18 protein-coding genes and 1 pseudogene are annotated in these 21,567 nt (G+C 64.6%); 2 read left to right on the top strand and 17 right to left on the bottom strand.

Features of this window, described 5'->3' with window-relative positions:
• Window positions 1–31 precede the first annotated feature (31 nt).
• Window positions 32–595, top strand: a complete 564-nt coding sequence (locus tag K359_RS53530) for an SDR family NAD(P)-dependent oxidoreductase (protein WP_198031210.1) — start codon at window positions 32–34, stop codon at window positions 593–595.
• 85 nt (window positions 596–680) lie between these two features.
• Window positions 681–1,784 (top strand): alkene reductase, encoded by a 1,104-nt coding sequence (locus K359_RS0132105; RefSeq protein WP_029082993.1) that lies wholly within the window; start codon window positions 681–683, stop codon window positions 1,782–1,784.
• 194 nt (window positions 1,785–1,978) lie between these two features.
• Here K359_RS0132105 and K359_RS0132110 read toward each other — a convergent pair whose 3' ends face one another.
• The 17 genes and pseudogenes from K359_RS0132110 to K359_RS0132190 form a co-directional block, all read right to left on the bottom strand.
• Window positions 1,979–3,721 (bottom strand): ABC transporter substrate-binding protein, encoded by a 1,743-nt coding sequence (locus tag K359_RS0132110; protein WP_029082994.1) that lies wholly within the window; start codon window positions 3,719–3,721, stop codon window positions 1,979–1,981.
• A gap of 116 nt (window positions 3,722–3,837) precedes the next feature.
• On the bottom strand, window positions 3,838–4,164 hold the full coding sequence (locus K359_RS0132115; protein ID WP_029082995.1) for a DUF2160 domain-containing protein: 327 nt from the start codon (window positions 4,162–4,164) through the stop codon (window positions 3,838–3,840).
• A gap of 190 nt (window positions 4,165–4,354) precedes the next feature.
• Complete coding sequence (locus tag K359_RS0132120) at window positions 4,355–5,161, bottom strand: carbohydrate ABC transporter permease (RefSeq protein WP_029082996.1); 807 nt, start codon at window positions 5,159–5,161, stop codon at window positions 4,355–4,357.
• Window positions 5,161–6,063: a carbohydrate ABC transporter permease gene (locus tag K359_RS0132125; protein ID WP_029082997.1), complete on the bottom strand. Its 903-nt coding sequence runs from the start codon at window positions 6,061–6,063 to the stop codon at window positions 5,161–5,163. Before K359_RS0132125 ends, K359_RS0132120 begins: the two co-directional genes overlap by 1 nt.
• Window positions 6,063–7,148, bottom strand: coding sequence for an ABC transporter ATP-binding protein (locus K359_RS0132130; protein ID WP_029082998.1), 1,086 nt, complete (start codon window positions 7,146–7,148; stop codon window positions 6,063–6,065). The genes K359_RS0132125 and K359_RS0132130 overlap by 1 nt, the downstream gene beginning before the upstream one ends.
• Before the next feature lie 12 nt (window positions 7,149–7,160).
• Window positions 7,161–8,300 (bottom strand): ABC transporter ATP-binding protein, encoded by a 1,140-nt coding sequence (locus K359_RS0132135; RefSeq protein WP_029082999.1) that lies wholly within the window; start codon window positions 8,298–8,300, stop codon window positions 7,161–7,163.
• Window positions 8,297–9,841 (bottom strand): glycerol-3-phosphate dehydrogenase, encoded by a 1,545-nt coding sequence (gene glpD / locus K359_RS0132140; protein ID WP_029083000.1) that lies wholly within the window; start codon window positions 9,839–9,841, stop codon window positions 8,297–8,299. Before glpD ends, K359_RS0132135 begins: the two co-directional genes overlap by 4 nt.
• A 326-nt stretch (window positions 9,842–10,167) precedes the next feature.
• On the bottom strand, window positions 10,168–10,995 hold the full coding sequence (locus K359_RS0132145) for a DeoR/GlpR family DNA-binding transcription regulator (RefSeq protein ID WP_029083001.1): 828 nt from the start codon (window positions 10,993–10,995) through the stop codon (window positions 10,168–10,170).
• A gap of 173 nt (window positions 10,996–11,168) precedes the next feature.
• Window positions 11,169–11,843 (bottom strand): HAD family phosphatase, encoded by a 675-nt coding sequence (locus K359_RS0132150; protein ID WP_029083002.1) that lies wholly within the window; start codon window positions 11,841–11,843, stop codon window positions 11,169–11,171.
• 76 nt (window positions 11,844–11,919) lie between these two features.
• Window positions 11,920–12,114, bottom strand: coding sequence for a hypothetical protein (locus tag K359_RS0132155; protein WP_029083003.1), 195 nt, complete (start codon window positions 12,112–12,114; stop codon window positions 11,920–11,922).
• Window positions 12,115–12,279: 165 nt separating this feature from the next.
• Window positions 12,280–12,726: an acyl-CoA thioesterase gene (locus tag K359_RS0132160; RefSeq protein ID WP_371261207.1), complete on the bottom strand. Its 447-nt coding sequence runs from the start codon at window positions 12,724–12,726 to the stop codon at window positions 12,280–12,282.
• The gene (locus K359_RS0132165) at window positions 12,723–14,819 is read right to left on the bottom strand and encodes a 3-hydroxyacyl-CoA dehydrogenase NAD-binding domain-containing protein (protein ID WP_029083005.1); all 2,097 of its coding nucleotides are present in this window, start codon (window positions 14,817–14,819) and stop codon (window positions 12,723–12,725) included. Before K359_RS0132165 ends, K359_RS0132160 begins: the two co-directional genes overlap by 4 nt.
• 2 nt (window positions 14,820–14,821) lie before the next feature.
• Window positions 14,822–16,105, bottom strand: a complete 1,284-nt coding sequence (locus K359_RS0132170) for an acetyl-CoA C-acetyltransferase (protein ID WP_029083006.1) — start codon at window positions 16,103–16,105, stop codon at window positions 14,822–14,824.
• Entirely contained in the window at window positions 16,105–18,372 is a 2,268-nt protein-coding gene (locus K359_RS0132175) for an acyl-CoA dehydrogenase (RefSeq protein ID WP_029083007.1), read from the bottom strand. Before K359_RS0132175 ends, K359_RS0132170 begins: the two co-directional genes overlap by 1 nt.
• A 276-nt stretch (window positions 18,373–18,648) precedes the next feature.
• Window positions 18,649–19,872: pseudogene (locus tag K359_RS53535) on the bottom strand (SMP-30/gluconolactonase/LRE family protein).
• Window positions 19,873–20,195: 323 nt separating this feature from the next.
• A complete protein-coding gene (locus K359_RS0132185; protein ID WP_029083008.1) occupies window positions 20,196–20,819 on the bottom strand; it encodes a flavin reductase family protein in 624 nt (207 codons plus the stop codon).
• A gap of 133 nt (window positions 20,820–20,952) precedes the next feature.
• Window positions 20,953–21,561 carry a TetR/AcrR family transcriptional regulator gene (locus K359_RS0132190; protein ID WP_029083009.1) on the bottom strand — a complete coding sequence of 203 codons (609 nt, stop codon included), beginning with the start codon at window positions 21,559–21,561 and terminating at the stop codon, window positions 20,953–20,955.
• Window positions 21,562–21,567 lie beyond the last annotated feature (6 nt).

Consider the following 21,567-nt stretch of genomic DNA (forward strand, 5'->3'; position numbering starts at 1 on the left):
GAAGGCGGCAAGGCCTTCACCGATGTGGTCGATGTCTCCGACGTTTGCGCAGATTGCGCCTGCGGTGGAGCGCTGCGCGCAAAAACTCGGCGGGCTCGACGGGCTGGCGCTGAATGTCGGCATTTCCTCCGGCTTGTCGCTGCCCAAAATGACGGCAGAAGCCTGGGACCGCGACTACGCCGTCAATGTGCGCAGCCACATGCTGTTCGCGCAGAAGGCGCTCGAGGTGATGGCGCCCGGTGGCGCGATCATCCTGATCTCCTCGATGGCAAGCCAGCGCGCCGGTGGCCGCAACCCGGCCTATGAATCCTCCAAGGCGGCGCAGATCGCGCTGGGACGGGCGATCGCGCGAGCCGGCGAGGACAAGGGCATTCGCTGCAATGTGATCGCGCCCGGCTTCATGGATACGCCGATGGGCCGCGACGCCAGCCGCAGGCGATCGGACCGCGCCGTGACAGTGCCTTTCGGCCGCCAGGGCACCGGCTGGGAGGTCGCCTATACTGCGCTGTTCCTGATTTCGAATGAATCCTCCTATGTGAACGCGCACACCCTGTTCCTCGATGCCGGCCACATGGGCGGGATTGTGCGCAGCTAACCTGCGGTGCGCGAATGCCTCGGCCATTGCGCTTGTCGCCGCAATGCACAAGTCTTCTGTATTCGTCACTCCCTGGGACATATCCATGAGCCAACCGACCAAACTCCTTGAACCCTTCAAGCTCGGCGCGCTGACGCTGCCGAACCGCCTGGTGATGGCGCCGCTGACGCGCAACCGCGCGGTGCCGCCTGGCATGGTGCCGAGCCCGCTCGCGGTGGACTATTACGGCCAGCGCGCCTCCGCCGGCCTGCTGATATCCGAGGCGAGCCAGGTCTCGCAGCAGGGCCAGGGCTATCAGGACACGCCCGGCATCTATTCGAAGGAGCAGGTCGCGGCCTGGCGCAAGGTCACCGACCGCGTGCATGAGCGCGGCGGCCGCATCTTCATCCAGATCTGGCATGTCGGCCGCATCTCGCATGTCGCGTTGCAGCCGAACGGCGGTGCGCCGGTGGCGCCGAGCGCGCTCAAGGCCAAGACCAAGACCTTCGTCAATGGCACCTTTGCCGACGTCTCCGAGCCGCGCGCGCTCGAGCTGTCGGAAATCCCCGGGATCATCGAGGACTTCAAGCGCGGCACCGCGAATGCGCTGGCTGCCGGCTTCGACGGCGTCGAGATCCACGGCGCCAATGGTTATCTGCTCGACCAGTTCGCGAGGGACAGCACCAACAAGCGCACCGACGCTTACGGCGGCTCTATCGAGAACCGCGCAAAGCTGATGCTTGAGGTTTCCAAGGTGGTCGCCGCCGAGGCCGGCGCCGATCGCACCGGCATCCGCATCTCGCCGGTGACGCCGGCCAATGACGTCTCCGACTCCAATCCGCAGCTGCTGTTCGACTACATTGTCGATCAGCTCAACGCGCTGAAGCTGACCTATATTCACGTCATCGAAGGCGCGACCGGCGGCCCGCGGGACATCGCGCCGTTCGACTACGCTTCGCTGCGCAAGCGCTTCAAGCAGGCCTATGTCGCCAACAACGGCTACGACTTCCCGCTGGCCGAGAAGGTGCTGGAAGCCGGCGACGCCGACCTCATCGCGTTCGGCAAGCCGTTCATCTCCAACCCCGATCTGGTCGAGCGGCTCAAGGCCGGCGCCCCGCTCAACGAGTGGGACAAGGCGACCTTCTACGGCGGCGGCGCCAAGGGCTACACGGACTATCCGACGCTGAAGGCGACCGAGGCGGCGGAGTAGAGTGGACCAAAAACTGTCATGCCCAGCGAAGGCGGGGCATCCAGTATTCCAGAGACGCCAGCGATTGATCGAAACGCCGCGGCGTACTGGATCGCCCGGTCAAGCCGGGCGATGACAGCGGAGAAAAAAAAAAAAGGCCGGGATCGCTCCCGGCCTTTCGTCGTCTTCGGATGGCGTGGGCTGGTACGCCTTCCTTACTTCGCTTCGGCGCGCTTGGGCGGGGTGGCCGGCCACGACTTGATCAGCGCGTCGTAGTCGACGGTTTCGCCCTTCGGCTTCTCGTTCGCGAGCTTGCGCTGCGGAGCGATGGTGCCGTCCTTCTCGGCCTTCTTGAACCAGAACTCGGCGGATTCCTTCTTGTTCAGCTTCGGTCCGCAGGCACCCTGCACACCGGACTTCTCAAGACGTTCCATCACCGAATCCTGGGCCGCGGCGAGCGCGTCCATCGCCTGCTGCGGCGTCTTGGTACCGGACGACGCATCGCCGATGTTCTGCCACCACAGCTGCGCGAGCTTCGGATAGTCGGGCACGTTGTTGCCGGTCGGGGTCCACTGCACGCGCGCGGGCGAGCGGTAGAACTCGATCAGGCCGCCGAGCTTCGGCGCACGCTCGGTGAACGACTTGTCCCAGATGTCGGATTCACGGATGAAGGTGAGACCGACATGGCTCTTCTTCAGCGACACCGACTTGGAGACGATGAACTGGAGATAGAGCCAGGCTGCCTTGCGGCGATCCGGCGGGGTCGACTTCAAGAGCGTGGCGGAGCCGGCGTCCTGATAGCCGAGCTTCATGCCTTCCTTCCAGTACGAGCCGTGCGGCGACGGAGCCATACGCCACTTCGGCGTACCGTCCGCGTTCATCACGGCGATGCCCGGCTTCACCATGTCGGCGGTGAAGGCGGTGTACCAGAAGATCTGCTGGGCGATGTTGCCCTGCGCAGGCACCGGGCCGGCTTCCGAGAACGTCATGCCCTGGGCTTGGGGCGGGGCATACTTCTTCAGCCAGTCGAGATACTTGGTGATCGAGTAGACCGCGGCCGGACCGTTGGTGTCGCCACCACGATCGACCGAGGAGCCGACCGGACGGCAGCCTTCCATCCGGATGCCCCACTCGTCGACCGGCAGGCCGTTCGGGATACCCTTGTCGCCGTTGCCGGCCATCGACAGCCAGGCGTCGGTGAACCGCCAGCCGAGCGAGGGATCCTTCTTGCCATAGTCCATGTGGCCATAGACCTTGACGCCGTTGACCTCCTTGATGTCGTTGGTGAAGAACTCAGCGATGTCTTCATAGGCCGACCAGTTCACCGGCACGCCGAGCTCGTAGCCATACTTGGCCTTGAACTTGGCCTTGTAGTCGGGGTTGGTGAACCAGTCGTAGCGGAACCAATAGAGGTTCGCGAACTGCTGGTCGGGAAGCTGATACAGCTTGCCGTCCGGCGAGGTCGTGAACGACTTGCCGATGAAGTCGTCGACGTCGAGCATCGGGTCGGTGACGTCCTTGCCCTCACCCTTCATGTAGTCCGAGAGCACGATGGTCTGGCCGTAGCGGAAGTGCGTGCCGATCAGGTCGGAGTCGTTGATCCAGCCGTCATAGACATTCTTGCCGGACTGCATCTGGGTCTGCAGCTTCTCGACCACGTCACCTTCCTGGATGATGTCGTGCTTGAGCTTGATGCCGGTGAGCTCGGAGAACGCCTTGGCCAGCGTCTGCGATTCATATTCGTGCGTCGTAATCGTTTCCGAGACGACGTTGATCTCCATGCCCTTGAAGGGTTCGGCGGCCTTGGCGAACCACTCGAGCTCCTTCTTCTGGTCTGCCTTCGACAGCGTCGAGGGCTGGAATTCCGCGATCCACTTCTGGATCACGGCTTCATCGGCCGCACGCGCCGGCGCAGCGACCGTGAGCGAAGCTGCGATCAGCGCGGCGGCGCTGGTCATAGTCAAAAGACTATCCTTTGTCGTTCTCAAATGTGGCATATAGTTTCCTCCGGTTGCAGCGACAAACCAAAACCTCAGGCCCGGGTAGACCCCGGATCTGCTCTTCTTCGCTTTCGTCAGACGGTGCGAAAAATCGCGACGGCTGAAAGAAGCGAAATCAGCGTTGCGAGCCACAGGCTCGAAATCTCCACGCCCTCCCCGATCGGCAGCGTGAAGATCGTATCGGTGCCGACGAGGCCGATCCACAAAAGGTGGATCACCGCCGCCAGCACCAGCGAAATGAACAAACGATCGCCGCGCGTGGTCGGGATGCGCAGCACGCCGACCCGCTCGGCCTCGGGATAGACCGCCGCGAGCCAGGTCATGGCGCCGAGTGTCGAGGCCAACAGCGCGAAGAAGATCGCGGTCGGCAGCGTCCAGGCCATCCATGCGATGGATTCCATGACTCAAATCCCTCCACACGATGCGCTGCGCCCCCTCTCCCATGGGGAGAGGGTTGGGGTGAGGGGGTACGGTCTATCGATCGAGCGAAACCCCTCACCCGGATTTGCCGCTCCGCGCCAAATCCGACCTCTCCCCATGGGAGAGGTGAAGTCCGGCGTTGAGATGCTGCCTGATTGCTTCATCATCATCCTAGACCCGGCCGAGCGCGAAGCCGCGCGCGATGTAGTTGCGGACGAACCAGATCACCAGCGCGCCCGGAATGATGGTGAGCACGCCGGCGGCAGCAAGCAGCCCCCAGTCCATGCCGGCGGCGGAGACCGTGCGCGTCATGATTGCCGCGATCGGCTTGGTCTGCACCGAGGTCAGCGTGCGCGCCAGCAGGAGCTCGACCCAGGAGAACATGAAGCAGAAGAAGGCGGCGACGCCGATGCCGCTCGCGATCAGCGGCACCAGGATCTTGATGAAGAAGCGCGGGAACGAATAGCCGTCGAGGAAGGCGGTCTCGTCGATCTCGCGCGGCACGCCGGAGACGAAGCCTTCGAGGATCCACACCGCCAGCGGCACGTTGAAGATGCAGTGCGCGAGCGCAACCGCCCACGGCGTATCGAACAGGCCTATCGCCGAATACAGGTTGAAGAACGGCAGCGCGTAGACCGCCGCCGGCGCCATGCGGTTCGACAGCAGCCAGAAGAACAGATGCTTGTCGCCGAGGAAGCGGTAGCGCGAGAACGCATAGGCCGCCGGCAATGCCACCGCGATCGAGATGATGGTGTTCAGCACGACATATTCGAGCGAATTGATATAGCCCGAATACCAGCTCTCGTCGGTGAAGATGCGCTTGTAGTGCTGCAGCGTCGGCGTATGCGGCCACAGCGTCATCGTCGAGACGATCTCGGCGTTGGTCTTGAAGCTCATGTTGACGAGCCAGTAGATCGGCAACAGCAGGAAGATCAGGAACAGCGCCATGATGAGGCGGCGGCCGGGGATCGAATGCATCATGCCGCTCCTCCCTTGACCGGACGCTCGGCGCCGGCATTGGTCATCACGGTGTAGAACACCCAGCACACGATCAGGATGATGAGATTGTAGGCCAGCGACAGCGCCGCGGCCTTGCCGAGGTCGAACTGGCCGAGCGCGATCTTGACGAGCTCGATCGAGACGAAGGTGGTGGAGTTGCCCGGGCCGCCGCCGGTGACCACGAACGGCTCGGTGTAGATCATGAAACTATCCATGAAGCGCAGCAGCACCGCGATCAGCAGCACGCGGTTCATCTTCGGCAGCTGGATCGCCTTGAACACCGCCCAGCGCGAGGCGCCGTCGATCTGCGCCGCCTGGTAATAGGCGTCGGGGATCGACTTCAGGCCGGCGTAGCACAGCAGCGCGACGAGGCTGGTCCAGTGCCAGACGTCCATCACGATCACCGTGACCCAGGCGTCGAGGTCATTGGAGACGTAATTGTAGTTGATACCGAGATGGTTCAGCGTATAGCCCAGTAGGCCGATGTCGGGCCGGCCGAAGATCTGCCAGATGGTGCCGACCACGTTCCACGGAATCAGCAGCGGCAGCGCGAGGATGACGAGACAGGCCGCGACGCTCCAGCCCTCGCGCGGCATCGACAGCGCGACGATGATGCCGAGCGGCACCTCGATCGCGAGGATGATCGCCGAGAACAACAAATTGCGACCGAGCGAGGCCAGGAAGCGGCCGCCGAGATCGGTCGAGGGATCGAGCAGCTCCTTGAACCAGCCGACGCCGTTCCAGAAGAACTGGTTGTTGCCGAAGGTGTCCTGCATCGAATAGTTCACGACGGTCATCAGCGGCAGCACCGCCGAGAACGCCACCACCAGGAACACCGGCAGCACCAGGAACCAGGCTTTTTGGTTGATCGTCTTGTCCATCAGGCGACCCCTTCCACCAAATGGCTGTCGGCATAGACGTGGACATGCGCGGGATTGAAGATCAGCCCGGCGGTATCGCCGGAGACCGAGAAGCCCGGCGGCACGCGCGCGGCGAATTTGGTGTTGCCGACGCGAACGCGGGCAAACTGGATGCGGCCGAGATCGTCGATCCGCTCGATCGTGGCCGACAGCAGGCCGGGTGCCGGCGCCGCGACGTCGACGAATTCGGGCCGCACGCCGATCTCGATTTTCCTGCCCGCCGGCAGCACACCATAGTTTCGATTCAGGCCGATGACATGGCCGTCGACCCGCGCCTCGTGACCACTGACTTCGGCGGGCACGATGTTCATGCCGGGCGAGCCGATGAAATAGCCGACGAAGGTATGCGCCGGCTTGTCGAACAGTTCGGCCGGCGTGCCGCTCTGCACCACGCGGCCGTCATGCATCACGACGACGGTGTCGGCGAAGGTCAGCGCCTCGGTCTGGTCGTGGGTGACGTAAATCATCGTGAGGTCGAGCTCGCGATGCAGCGCCTTCAGCTTCGAGCGCAGCTGCCACTTCAGCTCGGGATCGATCACCGTCAGCGGCTCGTCGAACAGCACCGCGGCGACGTCGGAGCGCACCAGCCCGCGGCCGAGCGAGATCTTCTGCTTGGCGTCGGCGGTGAGCCGGGTCGCCTTGCGGTTCAGATACGGCGTGAGGTCGAGCAGGTCGGCGATCTGCCGGACCCGCGCATCGACCTCGGCCTTGGCGACGCCGCGGTTCTTCAGCGGGAAGGCCAGGTTCTCGCCGACCGTCATGGTGTCGTAGATCACCGGGAACTGGAACACCTGCGCGATGTTGCGCTTCTGCGTCGACAGCGGCGTGATGTCCTGACCGTCGAACAGGATCTTGCCGCGCGACGGGGTCACGATGCCGGAGATCAGGTTGAGCAGCGTGGTCTTGCCGCAGCCGGACGGCCCGAGCAGCGCATATGCGCCACCCTGCCGCCAGGTCATGGTCACCGGCTTCAGCGCAAAGGATTCCGGCGGCGCGTCATTGCCGCTGTAGGACTGTGCGAGATCGACGAGGTCAATGCGGGCCATCGGGCATCTCCCTCAATTGCTCTTGCTGGCCGACGCGCGTGCCGCGAGCGAATCGCCATACAATTCGCTTGCAAACGCGGTCGCGGGCGACGCGACCAGGCGGTCAGCGGCGTCGAACACAAAGATGTTTTCGGGATCGAGCGCGGCTTCAAGCACTTGCCCGGGTTCATATTCATGGACGCCGTGCAGCACCGCGACCCAGTTCGAATCGTGGACATGGACGTGCACAAAACTCTCCGAGCCGGTGATCTCGGTCACCGTCACGGTGGCGGAGAATTTGTGGCGGCCGGCTGCGGAGCTGCCGACCTCGAGCTGGTGCGCGCGGAAGCCGATCTTGTAGACGCCGTCAGGCAGCGTGGCGTAGAGGCCGGCCGCGGGCGCCTGCTCGCCGCCGGCATAGATCACCTGGGCGCCCTTCTTCTCGATGCCGATGATGTTGAGCGGCGGATCGGAGAATACCTGGGCGACGCGCAGCGTGTCGGGATGGCGGTAGACCTTCGGCGTCGCGCCGATTTGCAACACCTCTCCTTCCCACATGCACACGGTGTCGCCGCCGAGCAGCAGCGCTTCCGACGGTTCGGTCGTGGCATAGACGAAGATCGCGCCGGAGGCTTCGAAGATGCGCGGCAGCTCGGCGCGTAGCTCCTCGCGCAGCTTGTAGTCGAGATTGGCCAAGGGCTCGTCGAGCAGCACGAGGTCGGCGCCCTTGACCAGCGCGCGGGCAATCGCGGTGCGCTGCTGCTGGCCGCCGGAGAGCTGCAGCGGCGTGCGCTTCAGAAACGGCTCGAGCCGCAGCAGGCCGGCGGCTTCCGCCACCCGCTTCTCGATCTCGGCGCGCGGCTTGCCCTGCACCCGCAGCGGCGAGGCGATGTTCTCGTAGACCGTGAGCGAGGGATAATTGATGAACTGCTGATAGACCATCGCGACCGAACGCTGGCGCACGTCGGCGCCTGTGACGTCCTTGCCGTCGACCAGCACGCGGCCGGTGGTCGGCTTGTCGAGGCCGGCGAGCAGCCGCATGATCGAGGTCTTGCCCGACAACGTCGGCCCGAGCAGCACGCTGAGCGTGCCACGCTCCAGCGTCAGCGACACGTCGCGGATGGTCGCGATGCCATCCACGGTCCGCGTGACATTCTGCAGTGTGACGCTCATGCCCGTCCTCCCGCTTCGCGGAGGGGACGTTCACCGGACACGCGGTTGGCGAGCATCCACTCGTCGAGCGCGGCGATTTCACCCGCCGTCATCCGCAAGCCCAGCTTGGATCGTCGCCAGACGACATCGTCCGCAGTCCGAGCCCATTCGTTTGCCATCAGGTACCTGACTTCGCTCTCCGTCAAGGTGGCGCCGAACGAGCGGCCGAGATCTTCGGCCGATGCTGCATTGCCCAAGACTTTGCTGGCACGCGTGCCGTAGGCATGCGCGAGACGATTGGCGTGCTGTTGCGCAAGGAACGGGTAGTTGCGAACCAATTCGGCTGATAACGCCGCGACCGCGGAGACATCCATGTCGCCGCCGGGTAGCGGCGCCTTGCCGGTCCAGCCCTCCTGCGCCTTTGTGCCGCGGAGGTAAGGCGACAGCCGCTCCAGCGCCTCCTCGGAGAGACGGCGGTAAGTCGTGATCTTGCCGCCATAGATCGACAGTAGCGGCGCACCGCCGGGCGTATCGAGCTCGAACACGTAATCGCGGGTCGCCGCCTTGGCTTCGCTGGCGCCGTCGTCATACAGCGGACGCACGCCGGAGTAATTCCAGACCACGTCCTCGGGCTTCACCGGCTTGGCGAGATAGGCGCTGGCGGAGGCGCAGAGATATTCGATCTCCTCCTGCGACGCCTTCACCTTGGCCGGATCGCCGTCATAGTCGCGATCGGTGGTGCCGATCAGCGAGAAATCGTCCTGATAGGGAATGACGAAGATGATGCGGCCGTCGGCGTTCTGGAAGATATAGGCGCGGTCGTGGTCGTAGAGTTTTGGCACCACGATGTGCGAACCCTGCACCAGCCGCACCTTGGCCCGCGCGTTGACGCCGGCGCCCGAGGCCAGCACCTGCTCGACCCAGGGACCGCCGGCATTGACCAGCACGCGCGCCTTGATGGTGTTGCGCGCACCGTCGACGCCGTCCTCGACCGTGAGATGCCAGACGCCGTCGACCTGCCTGATCTCGACCGCGCGGGTGCGGGTGCGGATCTCGGCACCGCGATCGGCGGCATCGCGTGCGGTCAGCGCAACCAGCCGCGCGTCGTCGACGAAGCAGTCGGAATATTCAAAGCCCTTGGTGTAGCGACCCGGGATCAGCGGCTTGCCGACCACGTCGCGCGTCAGATCAACCGAGCGCGTCGCCGGCAGCAGGTGCCGGCCGCCGATGTGGTCGTAGAGGAACAGGCCGAGCCGCAGCAGCCAGGCCGGGCGCAGGCCGGCGTGGTGCGGCAAAACGAAACGCAGCGGGCGAATGATATGGGGCGCAATCTGCCAGAGGATCTCGCGCTCGATCAGCGCCTCGCGCACCAAACGAAACTCGTAATATTCGAGATAGCGCAGACCGCCATGCACGAGCTTGGTCGACCAGGACGACGTCCCGCTGGCCAAGTCATTCATTTCACAGAGGAAAACAGAATTACCCCGGCCCGCCGCATCGCGCGCGATGCCGCAGCCATTAACGCCGCCTCCAATGATGGCGAGGTCGTAAATCTGGTCCAAAGAACGCTTCCCCCGGCAACCGTTTTCGCTTCGACGGTTTTACTTTCGGATTGAAGTAGATCACAACCAAAAACGAAAGCAAAGTGAAAACAGGGAACCTTGGCTGTGGATTTTTTGGGCGAGGTGATCGCGGCTGGGGCAGATGTGCCTGGCGAAACCTATTCCCGACCCGTCACTCCTGTGCAGCGGCTTCGTCGCATTCCGCTGTCATGCCCCGCTTCAAGCGGGGCATCCAGTACGCCGCGGCGTCGCGGCTCAAGCGCGAATGTCTCTGGAATACTGGATCGCTCGGTCGAGCCGGGTGATGACAGCGAGAGAATACGGAATCAGGCAGTGCGCAGCGTCGCCGGTGCGGGCTCGGCGTTGTCGTCGAGATCGCTCTGCGGCTTGTCCATCGCGACGACGACTTCGATGCCGCGGCTGTGGCAGATGTTGGCAAGGCCCGCGGGGAGCGGCGAGTCGGTCACGAAGGTCTGGATCTGGCTCATATGCGCGATGCGCACCGGCGCACTGCGGCGAAGCTTGGTCGAATCCGAGACCAGCATGACGTTGCGCGCATTGGCGATGATCGCCTGCGCGACCTGCACCTCGCGATAATCGAAGTCGAGCAGCGCGCCCTCCTCGTCGATCGCGGACGCGCCGATGATGGCGTAGTCGACCTTGAACTGGCCGATCAATTGCGTGGCAGTCGAGCCGACCACCGCGCCATCGGCGCGGCGCACCGTGCCGCCGGCGACCACCACCTCGATGCGCGGATGGCGATACAGCAGCATCGCGACGTTGAGGTTGTTGGTGATGACCAGGAGGTCCTCATGCGAGGTCAGCGCGCTCGCGACCTCCTCCGTCGTGGTGCCGATATTGATGAACAGCGAGCAGCCGTTCGGAATCCGCGCGGCCGCGGCGGCGCCGATCGCCTTCTTCTCCTCGGCGGCGACGAAGCGGCGCGCCTCATAGGCAAGGTTCTCGACGCCGGAGGCAATGATCGCACCGCCATGGATGCGGGTCAGCGAGCGCTGGTCGCAGAGGTCGTTGAGATCCTTGCGGATGGTCTGCGCCGACACCTCGAATCGCCTGGCAAGATCCTCGACCATGACCCGGCCGAATGCGCGCGCGATGTTGAGGATTTCAGTCTGGCGATGGGAGAGTCCGGCCACGGCGGCCCCCTTGAAACGGCGAGTCTCCCATGTTGCGACCGTTCGGCACCGAGGTCAACGAGCAAGCATCAGTGGGGTTAAGAACTGCGTTGCAGCAATCTCGAGGCAGTGAGTGCCGGCGCGATTCCTCACCAGGCTGCTTGCTACCAAGCTGCTTCCTGCCAAGCCGCTTTCTACCAAGACATGGCCGATGCAACCCGGCGGATCAATTCGGGATCGTCGAACGCCGCCGCGCTCGCCACCGCGCCGGCCGCGAGCAGATCGGCATGACTGAGCCCGGTCCGCATCCCGATCGTCGCGATGCCTGCGGCCGTCGCCGACTGCACGCCGGACCGCGAATCCTCGAACGCCAGCGATGCCGATGCCGACGCGCCTGCGAGGCGCAGTCCCTCCAGATAGGGCAATGGATGCGGCTTGCCGTGTGCCAATTCGTCACCGATCACGACAGCCTTGAAGCGATGCGCGATGCCCAGCCCGGAGAGCAGCAGCTCGGCATTTGGGCGCGGCGCATTGGTCACCGCCACCATGGGCACGCCGGCGTGATCAGCCCGGTCGAGCAGCGCCATCAATCCCGGCACCGGCACGATCTGGCCGCTGACCAATTCACGAAATGTCCGCTCCTTCTCGCGGAGGATGATTGCGCGGCGATCCGGCGGCTCATGTGCGAGGACGCGATCGCCGATCGAGGCGTTGGAGAAGCCCTGCAGCTCTTTGCCGAAGCGCGCGTGATCGAACACATGCCCGTGAGGGCCGAGCACGCGGTTGAACGCCGCCAGATGGAGCGGATCGGTATCGGCGAGCGTGCCGTCGATATCGAACAGCAGCGCCTTGTCTTGTGTCTGCGACATCCGGGAGATGTTTCCGTGCGCCCGGATGCATCAATACAGGCAATTGCGGCACGCGCAAACCACGCACCAAGGTCAGTTACGACGCCATCTTCATGACGCCGCCGGTGAGGAGCCGGCGCGCCGCGCGCTCGGCCTCGCGGGCGTTGCGGAAGATCTGGCCTTCTAGGCGCTGGAAAAGGTGCGACGCAGCAAAGAACTGATAACCACGCGTATCGCGCACCACGATACCCGCTGTCTGAGAACTCACTTCGATCACGTAACTGTCGGACATTGTCGGCCTCGGTTTGACTCCGGCCCGACAACGGGATCGCCGCCTGTTTGTTCCTACGTTATTTTTTCGAGCCGAAGCGCTGCTTTTGCAATCAAACCACGCGCGGGACTCAGTTTCGTCGCGTTTGCTCTTGCGCCGAATCAGCGACGCAGGCGCGCGAGAAGTTCAGGTCTCGATCGTCGCGCCGTCGCGCTGGATCGGTTGCGGATGGCCCTGCTCGTCGATCGAGACGTAGGTGAAATTGCCGTCGGTCACGAGGATCGACTGCTGCTCGCGGCGGCGCAGCACCCAGGCTTCGAGATGCACCGTGATCGAGGTGCGGCCGACGCGCACGAGGTTGGCGTGCACCGAGACGAGATCGCCGACATAGACCGCTTTGCGGAAATTCATCGCCTCGATCGCAACCGTCACGGTGCGCGACTTCGCCAGCTTGGAGGCGAACACGCCGCCGCCGACGTCCATCTGGCTGAGCAGCCAGCCGCCGAAGATATCGCCATTCGCATTGGTGTCGGCCGGCATCGCCAGCGTGCGGATGCAGAGATCGCCCTGCGGCTCGTTGCCGTTGATCGGCGGCGCGTGGACGTGAGTTTCGGGCGCTTGGGTCTCGGTCACTTGAAGGCCTCCCAGCCGGTATCCGGTGCAAATCGTCCGCCAAACTTGCGCATCAGCGCCTGCATCGTCGACACCACATTGTCGACGCCGCGACTGCGCGCGTAATTGAGCGGGCCGCCGCGGAACGGCGCATAGCCGGTGCCGAAGATCATCGCGCCGTCGACCATGTCGGCATTGTCGACAATGCCCTCGCGCAAGGCGGCGACGCAGACGTTCGAGATCGGCAGCACCAGGCGATCGATCATCTCGTCCGTCACCTTCGGACCGGTCTCCGGCAGCGGCGCCTTCTCGGCCTTGCCGTCCTTCCAGGTGTAAAAACCCTTGCCGGTCTTGCGGCCGAGCTCGCCCTTGGCCACCTTCTCGCGCAGCCACGCCGGCGTCGGCGGCAGGGTATCGCCGAACTTCGAGCGCAGCATGTCGCCGACATCGAGGCAGATATCGAGGCCGACCTGATCGGCGAGCTCGATCGGGCCCATCGGCATGCCGAACTCGACGGCCGCCGCATCGATCAGGCGCTGGTCGGTCTTCTCGTCCAGCATCATCATCGCTTCCAGCATGTAGGGCGTTAGCGCGCGATTGACGAGGAAGCCCGGCGAACTCTTCACCGGCAGCGGCAGGCGGTCGATGGCGCCGACGAAGGCCAGCGCCTCCTTGAGCATGGCGGCATCGGTGCCGTCATGGCTGACGACCTCGACGAGTTGCAGCCGCGACACCGGATTGAAGAAGTGCAGGCCGAGCAGCCGCTCCGGCCGCGCCAGGGTGGTGCGCAGATCCTGCAGCGGGATGCTCGACGTGTTGGTGGCGAGGATCGCGCCAAGCTTCATCTTCGGTTCGAGCGAGGCGTAGACCTTCTGCTTCAACTCGAGCTTTTCCGGCACCGCCTCGATGATCACATCGGCATTGCGGACGCCTTCGCCGTCCATGTCGGGGATCAGCCGGTCGAGCGCGTCGCGCTGGTCGATCTTCCTGCGCATGATCTTGCCGAACAGCTCCGACGCCCGCTTCATCGCGCCCGCGATCGGTTCGGCCTTCATGTCGGCGAGCGTGACGCGCATATCCTGGTTGGCGCACCAGGCCGCGATGTCACCGCCCATCGCGCCGACGCCGATGACATGGACGTGCGCAACCTTGTTGCCGCCGCCGGCGACCTTCTTCATCTGCTCGCGCAGGAAGAAGACGCGGATCAAATTCTGCGCGGTCGGCGTCACCATCAGATTGGCGAACGAGGTCTTCTCCGCATTCAGCATCGCCGCGCGGTCGCCGGCGTGCTTCTCCCAGAGATCGACCAGCGCTGAGGGCGCCGGATAGTGCTTGCGCGGCGCGGCCTTCTCGGCCTCGCTGCGCATCCGCGAGGCCAGGAAGCCCCTGACCGGACCGAAATTGAGGATGGTATTGAGCGCGCCCGGCTTGGCACGCTTCAGCCGGCCGAACACCGCGTCCTTCACCGCGTTGCGGACATGGCGCTCCTGGGTGACGGCATCGACCAGACCGAGCGACTTGGCGTGGCGCGCGTCGATCGTCTTGCCGGTCAACATCAAGGTCATCGCCTGCATCGGGTTGACGAGCTCGGTGAAGCGCACCGTGCCGCCGAGGCCGGGATGCAGCCCGAGCATCACCTCGGGGAAACCGAACCGCGCATTGTCGATCGCGATCCGCATCTGGCAGGCCAGCGCGACCTCGAGCCCGCCGCCGAGGCAGAAGCCGTGGATGACGGCGACCGACGGCACGCGCAGCGCCTCCAGCCGGTCGATCACGGCATGCGCACGCCCAATCTCGGTCTCGACCGCACGCGGGTCGCTGGCGCCGCGAAACTCGTTGACGTCCGCGCCGGCAATGAAGCCGCTCTTTTTCGCGGAGCGGACCACGAGGCCGGCCGGCCGCTCGTTCTCCAGCGCCGTGACGATGGCGTCGAGCTCTTCGAGCAGATCGGCTGATAGCGTGTTGGCGCTGGCGCCGGCGCGATCGAACAGCAGCCAGGCGATGCCGTCCTCGTCGCGCGTCAGCTTGAAGTTCCTGTACGGGCTGTCGGCAGCCGGCGCCGGCCCGAGTTCGAGCACGCGGTCGGCGAGAACGTCCATGATCCGTGAATCCATGATCACACCGTCTCTATCAACATCGCGCCGCCCTGCCCGCCACCGATGCATTCGGTGGCGACGCCGCGCCTGGTGCCGAGCCGCTTCATCGCATTGACCAGATGCAGCACGATGCGGTTGCCGCTGCAGCCTACGGGATGGCCGAGGCTGATCGCGCCGCCATCGACGTTCAGCTTGGCGCGATCGATCTCGCCGGCCGCGCCGTCAAGTCCCAGAATCTCGCGGCAGAATTTGTCGTCATTCCAGGCGGCGAGGCAACCCAGCACCTGCGTCGCAAACGCCTCGTTCAACTCCCAGGTCTCGACGTCCTGCAACGTCAGCTCGTTGCGCTTGAGCAGCGCGCTTGCCGACAGCACCGGGCTGAGCCCCATGATCGAGGGATCGAGCGCCGACCACTGGCTGTCGAGGATGACGGCCTTTGGCGTCAGCCCATACTTCGCCACCGCTGCCTCGGACGCCAGGATCACCCAGGAGGCGCCGTCGGTGATCTGCGAGGAATTGCCGGCGGTGACCTGGCCCCACGGACGCTCGAACACCGGCTTCAGCTTCGCCAGCGTCTCCGCTGTCGAGTCCGGGCGGACGCCGTCGTCATGGTCGTAGAACTTGCCGTCGCGGGCGAATGCGGTCTCGACCTCGCCCTTGAGGAAGCCTTCCTTTTGCGCGTTGGCCAGCCGCTGGTGGCTCTCGGCGGCGTAGGCGTCGGACTGGGCGCGGGTGATGCCGAAGAGGTGCCCGACCTTCTCGGCGGTCTGGCCCATGTTGAGCTCGGTGATCGGGTCGGTCAGCCCGCGCTCGAGGCCGATGATCGGCTTGAAGTAGCTCGGCTTGACCTTGAGCGCGGCCGCGATCTTGGCGCCTAGACCCTTGGCGCCGGCAAGGCCGGCAAACCAGCGCACGCCTGAATTGGGCCAGACCAGCGGCGCGTGGCTCAATGCCTCGGCACCGCCAGCCAGGATCAGGTCGGAGATGCCCTCGCGGATGTAGCGGTAGCCGGTGTCGATCGACTGCATGCCGGAGCCGCAATTGATCTGCACCGTGAAGGCGACCATCTTCTCGCCCATGCCGAGCCGGAGTGCTGCGACCCGCGCCGGGTTCATCTCGTCGGCGATCACGTTGACGCAGCCGAGGATGACCTGATCAAAGGCAGTGGGCGCGAAGGGCTGCCGCGCCAGCAGCGGCCGGCCACATTGCACGGCGAGATCGACAGGGGTGAACGGGCCGGGACCGGAGCGCGCCTTCAGGAACGGCGTCCGGCTGCCGTCGACGATAAAGACTTGTCGCGCCATCAGCTCGCCGCCCTCTGCTCACCCAGCTCCTGGAAGAACTGATGCACGTCGGCGGTTTTCTTGTAAATCGGGGACAGCGCCTCCGGCGCAAAATCATCGACCTCGATGACCTTTGCCACCGCGTCATGGGCAGCCGCGAGCTTCTCCCCATCGGCCTCGGTGATGACGCCCTTCTTGACGCCCTCCTTCCAGTCATGCAGCCGCGCCGCGCGCAGCTGCTTGGCGGCATCGTCGGCCTCGGTGACGAGGCGGAAGGCCTTCTCCAGCCGCGCGATGCCGCCGTCATCCTCGACAAAGGCGAGGTCCGGCGTCAGGCGGTCGCGCGCCGCCGACGGCGACAGCACGAGTTGCGCGCAGAGATGCACGACACGATCAGACGGACCGGTGACGCGGGCGCCGAACGGCTGGATCAGGAATTTCAGCATCCAGCCGACAAAGCGGTTGGGCAGATTGGCGAGGATTTCCGCAAAGCGGTTCTCGATGGTCTTGAAGCCCGACGCCATGCACCATTGCAGCGCGGGAAGATCCTCCTTCTGCCGGCCCTCGTCCTGCCACCGCTTCAGCGCGGCCGACAGCAAATAGAGCTCGGAGAGGATATCGCCGAAGCGGGCAGAGAGCATCTCCTTGCGCTTCAGCGCGCCGCCGAGCGTCAGCAGCGCCATGTCGGCGCAGAGCGCGAACGCCGACGAATAGCGCGACAGCTGGCGATAGAATTCGGTGGCCTCACCGGCGTCAGGCGCCGGTGCGAACAGACCAAAGCTCCAGCTGCGACCCCAGGCGCGGAACATGGTCGCAAAGCTGTGGCCGACATGCTTCCAGAACGCCGTGTCGAACGCAGTGAGGCCCTTGTCGCGATCGGCCTCGCCGAGCGCATTCATCTCCTGCAACAGATAGGGATGCGCGCGGATCGCGCCCTGCCCGAACACGATCAGATTGCGGGTCAGGATATTGGCGCCCTCCACCGTGATGCCGACCGGCACCGATCGGTAGAGCCCGCCGAGATAGTTTTGCGGCCCGTCGATCACGGCCTTGCCGCCATGGATGTCCATGGCGTCGTCGATCGCGATCCGCATCCGCTCGGTGGCGTGCAGCTTCATGATGCCGGAGATGACGGCGGGATGATGCCCCTCGTTCAGCGCGGCGCAGGTCAGCCGCCGCGCGGCGTCGAGCAGATAAGCCGTGCCGGCAATGCGTGCCAGCGGCTCCTCGATGCCCTCGAATTTCGAGATCGAGATGCCGAACTGCTCGCGGATGCGGGCATAGGCGCCGGTGGTGCGCGCGGCATAAGCCGCACCTGCGGCCGACAGCGACGGCAGCGAGATGCCGCGGCCGGCGGCGAGCGCCGTCATCAGCATCTTCCAGCCCTGGCCGAGCCGCTCTTGGCCGCCGATGATGTAGTCGAGCGGGATGAAGACATCGCGGCCCCAGTTCGGGCCGTTCTGGAACACCTGCATTGCCGGCAGATGGCGCTGGCCGATCGAGACTCCAGGCAGATGGGTCGGGATCAACGCCACGGTGATGCCGAGCTCTTCCTCGCTGCCGACCAGGTGATCGGGATCATAGGCCTTGAAGGCGAGGCCGAGCAGCGTTGAGACCGGGCCGAGCGTAATGTAGCGCTTGTGCCAGTTCAGCTTGAGGCCAAGCACCTCGCGGCCTTCGAAATTGCCCTTGCAGATGATGCCGGTGTCGATCATCGAGGCGGCGTCCGAGCCGGCCTCGGGACTGGTCAGGCCGAAGCACGGAATGTCCTGGCCGGCGGCCAGGCGCGGCAGCCATCTGTCCTGCTGCTCCCTGGTGCCGAAGCGCATCAGGAGTTCGCCCGGCCCGAGCGAGTTCGGCACCATCACGGTGACGGCCGCGGTCAGCGAGCGCGACGAAATCTTTCGCACCACTTCGGAATGCGCATAGGGCGAGAAGCCGAGCCCGCCGAATTCCTTCGGAATGATCATGCCGAAGAATTTCTTGGCCTTGATGAAGGCCCAGACCTCGGGCGGCAGGTCGCGCCATTCCCAGTTGATCTTCCACTCGTCGAGCATGTTGCAGAGCTCGTCGACCGGACCGTGCAGGAAGGCGTGCTCCTCGTCGGTCAATTTGGCCGGCGCGATCGCCAGCAATTTCGACCAGTCGGGATTGCCGGTGAAGAGATCGGCGTCCCACCAGACGTCGCCGGCTTCCAGCGCCTCGCGCTCGGTGTCCGACATCGTCGGCAGCACGCCGCGCGCCCAGGAGAAGATCGGCTTGGTGATGTAATCGCGGCGGAAGCTCATGGTGGGGCCCTCATGGATCGGCGGCGCGGATAGGATTTATGTTGGGAGCATGATCTTCTCGAAAAACCGGTCTCCACGTTTTCGGATCATGCTCCATGTTATCCGAAAGTGCCGGTCACGGGTGAACACTTCGCCTTGCAGATAAAGCGAAATTGACGCGGCAGGGCGCCGTTTTGTTAACGGCACGCCACGCGTTCAGTTCCGAAAGCTGAGGTACGACAATCAGGTAGCCGGGCATGGCGCCGGCGGGTCACGCCGGCGCCATTAGACCGAAGATCACGCCGGCCCGGCGCCCTGGGTCGCGGTATAGACCGCGTAGAGCGACTGGCTTGCGGCCATGAACAGGCGATTGCGCTTGGGGCCGCCGAAGGTGATGTTGCCGCAGACCTCGGGCAGCCGGATGCGGCCCAGCAGCTTGCCTTCCGGCGACCACACCGTCACGCCGCTGTAACCGACGGCGCGGCCGGCATTGCTCGAGCACCAGACATTGCCGTTGACGTCGCAGCGGATGCCGTCCGGTCCGCACTTCACGCCGTCGATCGTGAAATCGCTGAACCGCTTGCCGTTGGCGAGCTTGTTGTCGGCGCCGACATCGAACACGAAGACGTCACCGTTGCCGCCGGCGCCGGTGTCGCCCGGCCCCTTGCCGGTCGAGACCACATAGAGCTTCTTTTAATCGGGAGAGAAGCAGAGGCCGTTCGGATCCGGCACCTGGTCCTCGCTGACCACGAGATCGATACGCCCGGAGGGATCGATGCGATAGCAATTGGTTGGCAGCTCGCGCTTGGCCGGCACGAAGCCCGCCGGCTGGCCGATCCGGGGATTGAGCTTGCCGGCCGGATTGCCCGGTCCGCCGGCAGCGTCGGGTTCGCCCTCATAGAGCTGGCCGCCATAGGGCGGATCGGTGAACCAGTAGCTGCCGTCGGGATGCGCGACGACGTCGTTCGGCGAGTTCAGCCGCTTGCCTTGATAGGAATCCGCAAGCACGGTCGCGGTGCCGTCGTTCTCGTAACGCGTCACGCGGCGGGTGAGATGTTCGCAGGACAGCTGGCGGCCCTGGAAGTCGAACGAATTGCCGTTCGAGTAGTTCGACGGCGTGCGGAAGACGCTGACATGGCCGTCGTCTTCCGACCAGCGCATCTGCCGGTTGTTGGGGATGTCGCTCCACAAGAGATAGCGGCCCTGCGCGCTCCAGGCCGGGCCTTCAGCCCACAACAGACCGGTATGAAGCCGCTTGATCGAGGTGTTGGGCTGGGCGAGATCGTTGAACGACGGATCGACCGCGATGATGTCGGGGTCCCAGAAATAGGTGGTCGGCGCACCGCGCGGACTGAAGTCGCGCGGCGGGGTTGTGATCGTGGTCGGCGGCCCGACCGGCGCGGGGGCGTTCTGGGCCAGCGCACTACTGACGCCGGTTGCGACGGCGGCCGCCCCAACCGCCAATCCCTGGACAAGCGTTCGACGTGACACGTTCGGATCGCGCCGTTCTTGATGTGTCATCACATCCTCCCACTCTGTTGGCCGGCCGTTGATCCGGCCTGGCGCGCGGGAGGTTAGACTGCTCGCTTGGAGGTTGCGAGTGACGGTTTTTCATCACTGCACGCTGAAATTTCACATTGTTGTGGTCCGGGCCGTCGTCGCGGAGCGTGCGAATGCACCATAGAGCGGCGTCCCTTACCTCGCCCCGCTTGCGGTGAGAGGTCGGAATTCAAGCGCAGCTTGAATTTCGGGTGAGGGGGTGCAGGTCTAACGACCATCACAACTCGTGGAGATAGCCCCTCACCCCTGCCCTCTCCCCGCAAGAGCGGGGCGAGGGAGAAGAACTAATCCGGCCGGATCATCTCGAACATGTTTTCCGGCTTGATCTCGAAATAGTCGCCGCGGCGGCCGGCGCGGACGATTGGGTGGGCCAATCCGGTCTGGTAGACGCCGTCCTTGATGAAGGCCTTGTCGATGTGGACGGCGACGACCTCGCCGAGCGTCAGCCACGCCTCGGCCTTCTTGCCGTCGGCGCCCCGGAGCTGGACGATCTGGCTGACCTTGCATTCGAACGACACCGGGCTTTCGGCGACGCGCGGCACGTTGACGAGCTTGCCGGCGACCGGCGTGAGGCCTGCGAGCTTGAACTCGTCGACATCGCGCGCGACATGGGCCGCCGTCGCGTTCATGTGCTTGGCCAGATCCATCGTCGCCAGATTCCAAACGAACTCGCCGGTGTCCTGGATGTTGGCGACGCTGTCCTTCCAGTTGGTGGAGGAGAAGCCGATGATCGGCGGCACGTAGCAGAAGGCGTTGAAGAAGCTGTAGGGCGCGAGATTGACGTTGCCGCCCTTGTCACGCGAGGAGATCCAGCCGATCGGCCGCGGCGCCACGATGGCGTTGAACGGGTCGTGCTTCAGGCCGTGGCCATTCTTCGGCTCGTAGAAATGCAGGTCTTTTGCGGTCACGCTGAATCTCTCTCTTGTCATTCCGGGATGGTCCGAAGGACCAGACCCGGAATCTCGAGATTCCGGGTTCGATGCTAACGCATCGCCCCGGAATGACTGGCGAGTCAACTGACGAAAACGTCAGTGCTGGCGCTCAATTGGCGCGGGTGCGCGGCGACAGGCCGGCGATCACGAAATCGATCATCTGGTCGATGGTCGGGCCCGGCTTGGTCGCACATTGGGCGATCATCTGCGGGTGGAAGAAGCGCATCATCGCGGTGCAGGCGCAGAGCGAGGCGAGTAGCAGGTCCGGGGCCTCGAACTCACCCGACGCGGCTCCTTGCGCGATCACCTCGCCGATAATAGCGGCGATACACTCCATATGGGCGACACAGACGTCCCAGTCCTCCTGCATCGCGACCTCGACCATCTCGTGCAGCTTGGAATCACCGACATAGCGCTCGGTGTTCATGCGATTGATGGTCGTCATCATCTGGCGCAAGCGCGGCGCGGCCGGCCCTTCCGAGCGCGCGATGCGCTGCGCCTCGATCTCGACCTCGCCCATCAGGCCGCGCGCCACGCCTTCGTGGATCGACTTCTTCGAATCGAAGAAGCGATACACGTTGGCGGGGCTCATCCGCAGCTCTTTGGCGATGTCGGCCACCGTGGTCTTCTGGTAGCCGATCTGCCGGAACAAACGCTCCGCCACCACGAGAATCCGTTCGCGGGTGTCGGTTTCGCTATGTTCCTGGATCAGCGTCATGTTGGC

The organism is Bradyrhizobium sp. th-b2 (assembly GCF_000426785.1).
GTDB lineage: Bacteria > Pseudomonadota > Alphaproteobacteria > Rhizobiales > Xanthobacteraceae > Bradyrhizobium > Bradyrhizobium septentrionale.

What these genes read in the sequence shown, in the direction of transcription:
- K359_RS0132135 (WP_029082999.1), bottom strand. Translation starts at nt 8,300, where the DNA reads ATGAGCGTCACACTGCAGAATGTCACGCGGACCGTGGATGGCATCGCG.
- K359_RS0132170 (WP_029083006.1), bottom strand. Translation starts at nt 16,105, where the DNA reads ATGGCGCGACAAGTCTTTATCGTCGACGGCAGCCGGACGCCGTTCCTG.
- K359_RS0132150 (WP_029083002.1), bottom strand. Translation starts at nt 11,843, where the DNA reads ATGTCGCAGACACAAGACAAGGCGCTGCTGTTCGATATCGACGGCACG.
- K359_RS0132125 (WP_029082997.1), bottom strand. Translation starts at nt 6,063, where the DNA reads ATGGACAAGACGATCAACCAAAAAGCCTGGTTCCTGGTGCTGCCGGTG.
- K359_RS0132115 (WP_029082995.1), bottom strand. Translation starts at nt 4,164, where the DNA reads ATGGAATCCATCGCATGGATGGCCTGGACGCTGCCGACCGCGATCTTC.
- K359_RS0132190 (WP_029083009.1), bottom strand. Translation starts at nt 21,561, where the DNA reads ATGACGCTGATCCAGGAACATAGCGAAACCGACACCCGCGAACGGATT.
- K359_RS0132130 (WP_029082998.1), bottom strand. Translation starts at nt 7,148, where the DNA reads ATGGCCCGCATTGACCTCGTCGATCTCGCACAGTCCTACAGCGGCAAT.
- K359_RS0132175 (WP_029083007.1), bottom strand. Translation starts at nt 18,372, where the DNA reads ATGAGCTTCCGCCGCGATTACATCACCAAGCCGATCTTCTCCTGGGCG.
- K359_RS0132110 (WP_029082994.1), bottom strand. Translation starts at nt 3,721, where the DNA reads ATGACCAGCGCCGCCGCGCTGATCGCAGCTTCGCTCACGGTCGCTGCG.
- K359_RS0132165 (WP_029083005.1), bottom strand. Translation starts at nt 14,819, where the DNA reads ATGGATTCACGGATCATGGACGTTCTCGCCGACCGCGTGCTCGAACTC.
- K359_RS0132155 (WP_029083003.1), bottom strand. Translation starts at nt 12,114, where the DNA reads ATGTCCGACAGTTACGTGATCGAAGTGAGTTCTCAGACAGCGGGTATC.
- K359_RS0132120 (WP_029082996.1), bottom strand. Translation starts at nt 5,161, where the DNA reads ATGCATTCGATCCCCGGCCGCCGCCTCATCATGGCGCTGTTCCTGATC.
- K359_RS0132105 (WP_029082993.1), top strand. Translation starts at nt 681, where the DNA reads ATGAGCCAACCGACCAAACTCCTTGAACCCTTCAAGCTCGGCGCGCTG.
- K359_RS53530 (WP_198031210.1), top strand. Translation starts at nt 32, where the DNA reads ATGTCTCCGACGTTTGCGCAGATTGCGCCTGCGGTGGAGCGCTGCGCG.